General features: G+C 66.0%; 8 protein-coding genes. 2 read left to right on the forward strand and 6 right to left on the reverse strand.

Features of this window, described 5'->3' with window-relative positions; translation table 11 throughout:
- Positions 1 to 14 precede the first annotated feature (14 nt).
- Both ASC87_RS00385 and ASC87_RS00390 read left to right on the forward strand, forming a co-directional pair.
- Positions 15 to 3308, forward strand: a complete 3294-nt coding sequence (locus ASC87_RS00385) for a hypothetical protein (protein WP_157603762.1) — start codon at positions 15 to 17, stop codon at positions 3306 to 3308.
- A gap of 44 nt (positions 3309 to 3352) precedes the next feature.
- On the forward strand, positions 3353 to 4423 hold the full coding sequence (locus ASC87_RS00390) for an OmpA family protein (RefSeq protein WP_056654934.1): 1071 nt from the start codon (positions 3353 to 3355) through the stop codon (positions 4421 to 4423).
- Between the two features lie 338 nt (positions 4424 to 4761).
- Here ASC87_RS00390 and ASC87_RS33485 read toward each other — a convergent pair whose 3' ends face one another.
- Genes ASC87_RS33485 through ASC87_RS00420 form a run of 6 tightly spaced genes read right to left on the reverse strand, consistent with a single transcriptional unit; the run spans position 4762 to position 11490 of the window.
- On the reverse strand, positions 4762 to 6438 hold the full coding sequence (locus tag ASC87_RS33485) for an RNA-guided endonuclease TnpB family protein (RefSeq protein ID WP_082568254.1): 1677 nt from the start codon (positions 6436 to 6438) through the stop codon (positions 4762 to 4764).
- The gene (locus tag ASC87_RS00400; protein ID WP_056654938.1) at positions 6419 to 8749 is read right to left on the reverse strand and encodes a conjugal transfer protein TraN; all 2331 of its coding nucleotides are present in this window, start codon (positions 8747 to 8749) and stop codon (positions 6419 to 6421) included. Before ASC87_RS00400 ends, ASC87_RS33485 begins: the two co-directional genes overlap by 20 nt.
- 4 nt (positions 8750 to 8753) lie before the next feature.
- Positions 8754 to 9464, reverse strand: a complete 711-nt coding sequence (gene trbC, locus ASC87_RS00405; RefSeq protein ID WP_235581987.1) for a type-F conjugative transfer system pilin assembly protein TrbC — start codon at positions 9462 to 9464, stop codon at positions 8754 to 8756.
- Between the two features lie 37 nt (positions 9465 to 9501).
- A complete protein-coding gene (locus tag ASC87_RS00410) occupies positions 9502 to 10515 on the reverse strand; it encodes a TraU family protein (protein WP_056654942.1) in 1014 nt (337 codons plus the stop codon).
- On the reverse strand, positions 10512 to 11141 hold the full coding sequence (gene traW, locus ASC87_RS00415) for a type-F conjugative transfer system protein TraW (RefSeq protein WP_056654944.1): 630 nt from the start codon (positions 11139 to 11141) through the stop codon (positions 10512 to 10514). Before traW ends, ASC87_RS00410 begins: the two co-directional genes overlap by 4 nt.
- Before the next feature lies 1 nt (position 11142).
- Positions 11143 to 11490, reverse strand: coding sequence for a hypothetical protein (locus ASC87_RS00420; protein ID WP_056654946.1), 348 nt, complete (start codon positions 11488 to 11490; stop codon positions 11143 to 11145).
- Positions 11491 to 11498: the final 8 nt, after the last annotated feature.

An 11498-nucleotide genomic window follows, 5' to 3' on the forward strand; every position in this document is an offset into this window, starting at 1 on the left:
TGCGCCGTCAACTGATGCTCGCGCTCGGCGCAGCGTTCCCACTGTGCGTTGCCGCGCAATCGGCGCCGCCGGCAGGTTCGCCCACCGATGTGCGCTACACCGAACCGACCGCTGGCGTGCCGGCGCTGTATCCGCGCTCGAACGAGAGCGATGCGTCGCCGAAGGTCTTCCTCGCCGGAGAATACGCGGCCAATGCAGCCGTCGGGCGCCTCGTGGTCGAAGCGGACCGCAATGCGGTTCCGGCCGACGGCCAGAGTCCGGTCAAGCTGAAAGTGCGTGTGTACGGACGCGACGGCGCGCCGTTGAAGGCGCCCGTGTTCCTGACGATCGAACATTCGGGCGGACGCGTGCTGCTGCCTAACGCACGCACCGACGAGCTCGGCCCGCGGCGCCAGGACGCCGATCGCGCAGTGCCGGGCGTTCAATTGAAGGTCGAAGGCGGTGAAGCCGAGTTCACACTCCTCGCGCCGTTCGAGGCGCAGGACGTGCGGCTGCGCGTCACTGCGGGCGCCGAGCAGGCGTCGGGCGTGATCAGCTTCGTGCCCGAGATGCGCGACATGGTCGCTGCCGGCCTGATCGAAGGCGTGATCAACTTTCGCCGCCATGGCGGCGGCGTGATCCAGCCGACACGAAGCAACGACGGTTTCGATCAGGAAATTCAGGCTTGGTCGCGCCAGTTCAATGGCGGCAAGGCCGATGCCAGCGCGCGCACCGCGTTCTATCTGAAGGGCACGGTGAGCGGGGAATATCTGCTGACTGCCGCCTATGATTCCGACAAGGACACGCGCGCCCGCCTGCTGCGCGATGTGCGCCCTGACGAGATGTACCCGGTCTACGGCGACGCGTCGCTGCGCAGCTTCGATGCGCGTTCGGCTGATCGGCTCTACGTGCGCGTCGACAAGGACAAGAGCTACGTGCTCTACGGCGACTTCGTGACCGGGGACGGCTTCACGCAGCCGATCGGGCAGGGCGCGGTCGCATCGCTGAAGCAACGCAGCCTCGGTGCCTACAACCGCACCGCGACCGGCGTGCGGGTGCACCACGAGAAGGACGGCTTCACCGGCAGTGCATTCTTGTTCAACGACACGCTGCACCAGGTCGTCGAAGAATTCGCGAGCCAGGGGTCGGGCCCGTACGGGCTGCGCAACAACGCGGTGCTCGAGGGCAGCGAGAAGATCGAGGTGATCGTGCGAGACCGCACGCAGCCGTCGCGCATCGTCAGCGTGCGCGCATTGCAGCGCCTGGTGGACTACACCTTCGAGCCGTTCTCCGGCCGCATCCTGCTGACCACATTCCTGTCAGCGTTCGATGAGAACCTGAACCCGGTGTCGCTGCGCGTCACTTACGAGGTGGACCAGGGCGGCGAACGTTTCTGGGTCGGCGGCGCCGACGCGCAGTACCGCGTCAACGGCTCGCTCGAGGTCGGCGGCTCCGCGGTCACCGACCGCAACGAGCTGGCGCCGTACGAGCTCGAAAGCGCGAATGCGACGCTGCGCTTCGGCCCGAAGACTGCGCTGGTCGCCGAAGTCGCGCGCAGCGCGAGCACGGTCAACACCAATCCGACGAATCAGACGGTCACGCCGGGGCTCGCGAACAAGCTCGGCGACGTCGAGGGCCACGCCTGGCGGGTCGAGTTCGCGCACGAAGACGAAACCGACGAGGTGCGCGCATTCGCCGGCCGCGCATCGCCGGAGTTCAACAACGCGGCCGCGCCACTGAACGGCGGCCGTGCGGAAGCGAACGTCCAGGCCAAGCACAAGCTGACGCAAACGCTCAGCGCCTATGCCCAGTACCTGTCGAGCGACGACCTGACGGACGGTGGCGGCAAGAAGACGGCCGCCGGTGCCGGCCTGCGCTGGGCCGCGACCGAACGGCTGACGTTCGACGGCGGTCTGCGCTCGGAACGCGAGACCATCGGCACGCAAGGCAACGGCCTGCTGACCGCGCCGTTCGGCTCGACGGCCGGCCTCACCGGCAGCATCGGCAGCGGTTCGGGCGGCGGCGCGATCGGCTTCGGCAATCAATCGATCGACCCGGCCACCGGCTTGCCGATCATCACGCAGGGCGGGCTCGCGAATTCGGTCACCGATCTGCCCGCGGGCACGAAGCTCGCGAGCGAAGGCGTTCGCCTCGGTGCCGGTTACCGCGTGACCGACCGCTTCACGCTCGGAGGCGAAGTCGAGCAGGACGTCTCCGGCGACGCACGGCGGCGCCAATCGGTGGGCGGTGACTATCAACTCGGCGAACGCACGAAAGCCTACGGCCGCTACGAACACCAGAGCGGCTGGGTCAACAGCGCCGGCGTTACATCGACCGGCCGCAGCGGAAACGCGTTCGTGTTCGGCGTGAACACGAGCGCGACGCAGGATACGCAGGCCTTCAGCGAATACCGGCTGCGCGACGCGATCAGCGGGCGTGACATGGAGATCGCGTCCGGCGTGCGCACCGGCTGGAACCTCGCCGAAGGACTGCGCCTGAGCACCGGCTACGAGCGCGTCGAGGTACTGTCGGGGCTGACTGCCACCGCGGATGCGGTCAGCGTCGGCGTCGACTACACCGCGAATCCGCTCTGGAAGGGCAGCACCAAGCTCGAGTTCCGGCGCTCCGGCGATGTCGACGACACTGCCGACAACGAAGCCTTCGACACGACCTTGTGGCAGGCGCTGGTCGCGCGCAAGCTCGATCGCGACTGGACGCTGCTCGGGCGCAACTACCTGTTGCTGACCCGCTATGCGAGCCGCGGCGACGTCGTTCAGGACCGTGCGCAGATCGGCGTTGCCTATCGTGATACCGACACCAACCGCGTCAACGCGCTGGCGAAGATCGAGCACAAGCTCGAGCGCGACGCGAGCGATGCGGCGGCGGGCGAACTGCGGTCGCGGGCCTGGATCGCATCGACGGTCGGCGACTTTCATCCGTCGCGCCCGTGGTGGATGACCGGCCGCCTGGCAGCGAAGTGGCAGCGCGACCGCTTCGAGCGCGGCGTGGAAGACAGCTTCCGTGCGGTGCTGCTGTCCGGTCGCGTCGTCTACGACGTGACCGAGAACTGGGACGTCGGGCTGCTCGCGGCCACGCAGTTTGGCCAGCTCGGCGCGCGCCAGAGCGCGTTTGGCGCCGAGGTCGGCTACCTGCTGAAGCAGAACCTGTGGCTGTCGGTCGGCATGAATGCCACCGGCTTCAAGGGCGACTCCGACCTCACCGGCTACGAATACACGCAGCGCGGCGTCTACATCCGCCTGCGCTTCAAGTTCGACGAGACCTTGTGGCGCGGCAAGGACCGGAACGTGAACCGCGCGCTGGACCGCTGAACACAAGCGGCCCCGTGCCGACCAACCTATCGCGACATGACACCATGAACTTCGACCATTCCCTTATCGCGCTCGCCTTGCTGTTCGCGGCCTCAAGCGGTGCGCCGGCCCTCGCTCAATCGACGAACACCGCACAGCTCGCGCCGTCCGCGAAGCGCATCAGCGACGAAGCCATCCAATCCGATCACCAGACCTACGACGGGATGCAGGCGCGCATCAAGGCGCTGAACGATGGTGGACGGCGTGTCGCCGACTACCACCTTGCGAAGGCGCAGTGCTGGCTCGATGTGAGCTTTCACGAATACACCCGCAACGACCGCAGCGAGTTCCCGCAGGCAGCGCTCGGCGAGGCCGGGGCGCTGGTCGGTGCGATGGAGAGCAAGCAGTCGCCGCTGTCGTTCGAAACACCGCTGGTCAATGGGGCCGCGAAGCTGCGCCCGGACTTGTGGGCTGTCACGAGCGCACTGAAGGGCGACGCCGGCTTCGTCTGCGCGCAGCAGAAGATCGCCTGCGCCGAAGTCGAGCTGGTGCACGCGGGCAACGAGTTCAACCAGCAGCAGTGGCGCCATGCGAAGCCGTATGTGCAGATCGCGGAAGACCTGATCGTCGAGGCGCAGACCCTGGCCGCAAGCTGCAGGCCGGCGGCCGCGCCCGTCGCCGTGCCGGCACCGACGAACGCACCCGCACCGGTCGCGCCCGCACCGGTCGCACCCGCGCGGGTCGAGTGGCTCGCACATGTGGTCTTCGCATTCGATCGCTCCGGCGAGGGCGATATCCAGGGCGCCAGCCTCGGGCCGCTGCGCGAACTGGCCGATGCGATCGCGAAGGGGCGCATCGCGGTCGGATCCGTGCGCCTCAGCGGTCACGCTGATCGATTGAACAGCACGGGCCAGGGCGACTACAACCTGCGCCTGTCTGAGCGGCGCGTGCAAACGGTCCGCGAGATGCTCGTGCGAATGGGCGTCGACCCCGCCAAGGTGCGTACGCAGGCACGCGGCGATGAGTTGCCCGTGCAGGATTGCGCAGCATCCTCCAGGACCAAGAAGGCCCTCCAGGACTGCCTGCTCCCGAATCGACGCGTCGAGGTGCTTGTAGAGAGCATCCCGACGAATTGACCCACTGCCGCTGTGCGAAAGATGTGAAGGCAGTCGATCAAATATTCGGTGCCGTGTGACGGCGACTGCTACCCGCACGCGCGTCCCGTCTCATTCAAGATTCAATCTTCGGAAGATTGCGTAGTTCAGGGTCTCGGACTTCGTCGGTGACCCATTGCGCGGTACCGCAGCAGAGCGAACGACCAGTGCCCGCTCTCTGGGGCGCCTGTTATGGCTCCTGACTGTCCATTCAGGGTCGACAGCGCCCGACGACCAGCGGGGGTGGGTTGACGGACGGCAGTCGTTGACCGCAGGTGCTCGGGTTCACGGAGGCCCGGTAGGGCGGTAGCCGAGGTGTTTCACGCAAGCGACCTCGGAGGCTGCCCGTCTCGGCAGTAGTTCAAGCCGAGGTCGAAGGTCTGCTTGCGAGGCTTGTCGGTGCCGGGAAGCACGACACCGTCCTGCGAGAAGCGAACGTTGAGCCGGCTGCAGCCCGCCTGCTTGTACCGGCGCAAGGTTGTGACGTCGATCAAGATCGGCGACGTCGCCTTCATCCTGGTGGTGAGGGCTTCCGCCATCGGCCCGATAAGGATTCCGAAGGCCCTGCCTTCCGCCGACTCGATCGCGTTCACCAGCAGCGGGCGGAAGTCTTCGACGGGAAGACGGGCTTTTTGGGCCTCGGCGGCCGGTGCAACGAAGATCGCACTTATCGCGATCGAGAGGATGGAAGAGCACATCCTTGTCCGTATTGGCATCCTCCCGCCTTTGGGGCGAGATTTGGCGCCCACCTGGCTGGCGGATGCCTCGGTTCCTGCTTCATTGACCCGCCCATCGGCCGGGTCTCCACAGGCAAGGACGGCGTGCCCCGCCGCCCGGAGAATGTTCTTCGCAGCGTTCACGTCTGCGTGATCCTCGTGCCCGCAAGCGACGCATGCGAATCGAGTCGACCGCCTGGAGGCGGCATCGACCGTCCCACATGCAAAGCAACGGCGACTCGTGTTCGCCGGCGGAACTGCGATGACCGTACCGCCAGCCTCGGCGACCTTGTACGTCAGCTGGTATCGAAAGCGACTCCAGCCTTCCTCCCAGATCGCTCGGTTGAGGCCGCGCTTCTGGGCATGAGAGCCGCCCGGGCGGCCGGTTGATGTGCGGGCGCTCGAAAGCATGTTCTTCACGCGAAGGTCCTCTATCGCGATGTACCGGGCGCTGCATGCCAAGTGGCTCGTAAGCTTGTGGGTCCAGTCGTTACGCGCCCCTGCAAGGCTGGCGCAGAGGCGCGCTAGACGCGCTCGACATCGGTGCCAGTTTCGGGACCGCCGTTGCTTACGCGCCAAAGACCGCTGCAACTCCGCAAGTTTTGCCTGCATTTTCCGCTGGCCACTCTCGCGATTCCAAAGCGAACCGTCCGATGCTGCGACCGAGACGTTGACTCCGACGTCAAGTCCCAGGGCACCCCCTGAAGTTGGTCGGCGCCCTGGGACCTGGACCTGGAACGAGGCAAACCAGTGCTCGCCGTCGAAGGAGACGGTGCAATTGCGAGGTGTGGCCGGAAGGGGGCGAGAGAGCCGCATCTTGCACCGACCGAGCTTGGGCACCTGCAGGTACGCCCACCCGTCGGTGTCGGTCAGTACCCGAACCCTTTGCGGCAAGCGAAAGCTCGTGCGCGCCCGCTTGGCCTTGAACACCGGGAGCGACTGAGACTTGGCATCGGCGGTTTGGCTCGCCTGAATCGCAAGAGACAAATCGCGAAGCCGTTGCTGAAGTGCCTGAGCAATCGCGCAGGACAACCAGGCTGTCGAGGGCTCTGCCTTCCACTCGGTCAGCCATCTCGCCATTTCCGCATATCCTGCTGGCCGCAGTCCCGACTGAATCCGCTCCTTCTGACGCTCGAGGGCCTTGTTCCAGACCCAACGCGCCGCGCCCGCGCAGCGGGCAAGGCCTTCTGCCATCGCAGCGTCCGGCTCAAGGCGGTATCGGTAGCCACGCAGGACTCCCGAAGCGGAGTCGGCGGATGGATTAGCACTTGCCTTGGCCATAGTAGCAAGCCGGAACACGGCTGGTGTTGTTGCCCTGGACGCCCGTCACGTTGGGCATCACCGGCACGATGGACGCGTAGAACTCGCTGAAATCCATGGCGTCGAAGCGAAGCGCCTGGAGCTCCGCAATCGTGAAGCCGCCGCATTGCGGGTTCTGTGCGCTGCCCCAGCCACGGCCCACCTGAACGCGGCCCTGTTCGTTGATGATTCGTGACAGGGTCGAGTTGAAGCAGCAGTGCGAGTGCGTGGTCGTCACGCAGCCGCCAAGGACCTTATGTGAGCAGTAGCTGCCGACTTCGTGGCAAAGGCCGGCGCCACGTTGAAGAGCCAGACGGCCTTCGTGCTCATCGCACTCCATCAGGCTCATGATCACGTAGATGATGATCGCGATCACCAGAGACCACGGATCGAACGCGAGCACCACGCCTTCGCCGGCCATGGTGGAGGACGAGTACAGGACGGTGCTCCCGGCAGGAAGCGCTGCACCGTTCACGGCCAAGGTGAAACCGTAGGAGCTGAGCGTGCCACTGAAGCCGCCGCTCGAAATCAGCGCCTGCAGGCCAGCGCTGATGAACTCGCGGTTCTCGCTGTTCATCAGCACGTCGTACACGAGTCGGGAGCCGGTGCCGAAGGTGCTCTGGTTCGTCATGCCTTTGCCGGCGCCGTCGGTGAAGCAGCAGTTCTTCAGCATGCGATTGCGGCATTCCTGGCGTTCGCCGTTGAAGACCGTGAGCTTGTCCAGGTCCATGTAGATGCCCGCCTCGCGCGCGGCTTCCATGTAGGCCATGGAACGCGCGAAGTCCCCGTCGGCGGTGTAGGCGATGTTGAAGCAGCTGGTCCCCATGCAGAAGACATCGGTGGGGCAGTTCGATGCCGTCGTGATCGGCTCTGCGCCCGATGGGCACTGGTAGGTGTCTTGGTAGACCGCGCAGGCGCTGGTGACGGGGTCGGTCTTCACGCATGTGCTGCCGAACGGGGTACAGCCGGCCGCCGCGAGCGGCGCGCACTCATCGCTGCTCGCACCCGACGTGCAGGACATGGTCCGCTCGTATGCCCAGCACGACCGGCTCACGTCGACGCCGCCAATGTCCTTTGTGCTCGGCCCATCCACGCAACGGTCGGGCGACGCGACCGAGCATCGACCTGCTGGGTCGAGAACCGGGCACTTGTCGTCCCAGTGGTCGATCTGCGTGATGTCCATGTGCGGCTCTTGGAAGGAGAGCGGCAAGGTCCAACCCGACGCGCCAACCACCTTCCCAGGCCCGGTCATCGCTGCGCACACGAACATGCCGGAGAGGTTCGTCGTCCTGATCGTACTCGGCGGGCATGTGTCACCATCGCCGGACGGAACGGAGGCCGTGGTGCTGTAGCAGACGGCCGGGTCGCCTGGCGCCGAGGCATCACCGCTGCTGCGCACCATCAGCTGGTCGCCCGTGACCTGGCCGGCAGGGCAGGCATAGACTGGTGTGCCGAGCTGGAAGTTGTAGCTGCAGTTGCCGCCGCTGCATCCGGAGCCGGGCATCGCGACGACCTTGAAAGGGGACCAGCAGTACCCGGACCAGTGGGGCGACAGGTCGGTCACTTCCATCGGCGCGGTTAGCTGTGCCTTGGGCAGCCACAGCGGCTGCCAGTCAGTGCACGCGCCGTTGCCGCCATGGGCGTAGAACTGGAAGCGCAGCCGACCGTCCGTGGTGATGCGGCATTGCGCCTGGGCGTACATGTGGTCGGCGCCGTTGCGGTCGGCCTGTGCCTTGGCGAACCAGGTGCCGATCTCGCAGCTCGGCGTCATCTTGGTCTCGACGGTCAGCTCACGCCTGCACGAGTAGGTGCCGATGCCGGTGTACCGGTTGCACATCCGGTCGACGGTTCCCGGCGGCGTCGTGACAGTGGAGGTCGTGCACCCCGAGTAGTACGACGAGAGATCGCCGAGGACGGATCCCGGATTGCGAGCAATCTCGCGTGCGGCCGCGACCGATGGATCGTGTGGACCCACCGCAGGCCGTGGCGTGTTCGCGGACTTCACCGCGTTTTGCTGGGCCTGGCACACCGGATCGTTGGGCGTCAGCGCGCAGGCCAGCAACTGAGCATTGGCCTGGGCAGGCAGGTTGGGTGCCTTGTACAGCGAAGTCTGCGGCGGTGTCGTCGTGTACCCAGGAACATTGGCGGAGGCGCCGGGGGTGTTGATCGTGCCCCGGATCGCTGGATTGGCGGCCTGGCCAGCAGCCATTCCTTCCTCGTGCGGGCCTGCGACTGCGTAGGTCTGAGTGACGAGCAGCGCGAGGCAGCTGAGGCCGACAATGAAGCGCGTCATGAGCTCACCCCTTGAGCCGTTTCAAGAACACTGCGGCGTCCTTGTCGAAAGCCGGTGCCGATCGCTGGAAAAACTCAAGTGCGTAGTCGAGGGAGACGTCGCCAACGACAGAGACGAAGGCGTCGGAAGCAAAGCATGTGTTCCCCCCGCAGTCGCTCGGCACGGCCCCGTTGCGCACGAGCACAAACGTCGGCGTCGCAGTCACGGCGAATCGGTCGAAGGCTTGGGGATCGATCTGGAATCCGACCTTGCGACTGCCGATGAGATCCTTCACACGCGCCACGGTCTCCTTCAGCGAGCCGTTCACGAAACCCCGGATCACCAAGATCGCCTGCGAGCGCGCTGCTTGGTCAACCAGGCGCGCGAGCGTGGGCTCGGGGATCGAGAAGCTGACGAAGACCATGAGGCCCGGACCACCAGGGAAGGCACCCTGCGGCGGCGATCCCACGGCACGTTCGTAGCCCTTGGCCAGCGCCTCGAGGTCGACGGGCCGGTGGACGGAAGTAGGCTGCGGCAGCGCGTCGATGCGCGGCGTGCCCTGGATGGGGACGCGCGCGAGCTCTGCCTCGGACGGCATTCGGTTCGCGCGTCTGGCGCGTTCGATGTCCGCGTCCGTGATCTGCGGCTGCTGCCGCCGCGCGCGTGCCATGTCGGCCTCCGTGATGGAGGGAATGGTCGCCTGCTGGCTCCAGGCGTTGGAAGCGAGTGTCAGCACGCCGGCGACGCCGACCAACCCGAGGCGGTGGAAGAGATCAGTAGCCCACACAGCAGTTCCGCTTTCTGAAGAGCATGAAGGCGAAGTCTTCGCCGCGAACGGGGTACTCCTTCCCCGCGCCCCAGGTCACCGTGGTGCGTCCGAACGGCTGGCAGCACCTCCCGCTTTCCTTCGCTGTATTCGGCATGGGGTAGGTCAGCTGGGTCTTGTAGAAGCGCTTGTCCATCACTGGCTCGTAGTACGGGCCGCAGAGCCCATCTTTGCCGTGCCATCCCCAGGAGATCAGTTCGCGATGCATCTTGACGGTCAGGCGTTGGGCGATCAGCGAAGCCGTGCGCACGCCTCCCATGTGATACGGAACGTGACCATCCATGGGATAGAGACCGCCCTGGCAACCGGCACACCAGAACATCTCCGGAATGCCGAAGCCCGTGGTTGCCGCCACGCAGTCCGCGGCACATGCGGCCACGGCGACCGGGTTCGCGAACAGGATCGCGTCGGGATTGAGGATCAACGTGAGCTCGTCGTCGTTCCACAGCGGATCCACCTCGGTCATGTACGCGACGTCGAACGCGCCGTGCTCGAGGCACGGAAAGTCGGTGACGACGTCCAGGTAGAACATCACCGGGTTCATGTAGAAGTGCGACTGGTAGAAGCTGCCACCGTCGCCGTCGCCTTCAGGGCGCGTGAAGCGCGCGCTCTCCGGTGCGGGGATGCCTGGATCGAGGTCGAGGCCGCCGAGAGAGACCAAGCAGAACGGCTTGCGCACCGCTTCGACGTGACGAGCTGGCTCCCAGAAGCCAATCGAGATTCCGATGGTCGGATTGACGATGCAGCTGCACATCGCGGGCACGTCGTTGGGGGCGTCTTCCTGGCCACCGAAGTTGCCCACTGTGGCGTTGCCAATGCTCAGCGGAAGAATGCAGGACCAGCAGATGTCCGTGATCGGGTTCGGGAACTTGCCGGTGCAGGTGGCGATCCCTGCAGCGCGTGCCATCCCGGTGCTGAAGAGCGCAAGCAGAACCAGGACGAGGGTGAACAGCTTCTTCATCGCAGGGCGAGCTCGTCGATGCGGAGGCGACTGCCTTCCTGGGACACGATCGCGGGCACGGCGGTGATGCCCAGCTTGCGGACGAGCAGCCCCTGCTGGTCGTAGTAGACCGGGATCTGCCATGCCTTCATGAGGTTGAGGTAAGAGCCACCAACCAGAATCGGCTTCACCCGACCTCGGTAGTGGTCGATCAGTTCGCGGGCGCGCCGCACTTGGCGCGCGTCTCCCCCGTCGAAGAAGAGAAGGCGCTTCGACATGGAGACCACGTCGAGTGGGTTCTTGACGGTGCCGGCCGGGAAGAGCACGTGCCCGCGATCGTCCAGCACGTTCTGGGGAAGCCGAACTGACGGATCGAAGTAGAACGTGCGGGCCGCCTCGGCCGCCTTCACGCCCGGCACCGCCGGTGGGTTGTTCACCGTGGCGGTGGCGCGAGCCCTGGCTTGCTGCTGCATCCGCGCGATCTCGCCCGAGCGCTCCTTCTCCTTGAGCTTGGCCGTGATGTGCTCGAGCAGGTTCTGCTCAGCGATCGGGTAGGTGGGGCCGATCTTGCCGAGAGCCTCGGAGCGAGCGCCACCGGAGAAGGCGATCGTGATGGCGGCCGCGGCAGCGAGCGGGGTGAGTCTCACCTCAGCTCCTCGGGGGGCAGGAGACCTGGGCGGCCAAGCGCTGCAGGGTCGCGGCGTCGCGCTGGTGCGATGCCCGAACCATCGCCATCAGGGTCGGATCGCCGTCGGCCTCTGCGAAGGCTCGCCGCAGCTCCACGGTCCGCATGGCACGACCGCATCGGGACTGGAAAGCCGCCAAGTAGGCCTCCGCGCCGTCGCGCGCCGGCGGTGCGACCTGGGCCAGCAAGGACAGGTAGACCTCGATCGGGACGTCGTCCCGGAACTCCAGTCGCTCTGGCTGCGCTTGAGCGAACGCCGACACGCTCGTGAAGATGGACGTAGCGACGGCGATGAGAGTGAGCGGGCGCATGGACTGAC

The organism is Rhizobacter sp. Root1221, assembly GCF_001425785.1.
Lineage (GTDB): Bacteria > Pseudomonadota > Gammaproteobacteria > Burkholderiales > Burkholderiaceae_C > Rhizobacter.

Excerpts from the sequence above, each read along its gene's own strand:
- ASC87_RS00390 (WP_056654934.1), top strand. The coding sequence starts at position 3,353 with ATGAACTTCGACCATTCCCTTATCGCGCTCGCCTTGCTGTTCGCGGCC.
- ASC87_RS00410 (WP_056654942.1), bottom strand. The coding sequence starts at position 10,515 with ATGAAGAAGCTGTTCACCCTCGTCCTGGTTCTGCTTGCGCTCTTCAGC.
- ASC87_RS00420 (WP_056654946.1), bottom strand. The coding sequence starts at position 11,490 with ATGCGCCCGCTCACTCTCATCGCCGTCGCTACGTCCATCTTCACGAGC.
- ASC87_RS00385 (WP_157603762.1), top strand. The coding sequence starts at position 15 with ATGCTCGCGCTCGGCGCAGCGTTCCCACTGTGCGTTGCCGCGCAATCG.
- ASC87_RS00400 (WP_056654938.1), bottom strand. The coding sequence starts at position 8,749 with ATGACGCGCTTCATTGTCGGCCTCAGCTGCCTCGCGCTGCTCGTCACT.
- ASC87_RS33485 (WP_082568254.1), bottom strand. The coding sequence starts at position 6,438 with ATGGCCAAGGCAAGTGCTAATCCATCCGCCGACTCCGCTTCGGGAGTC.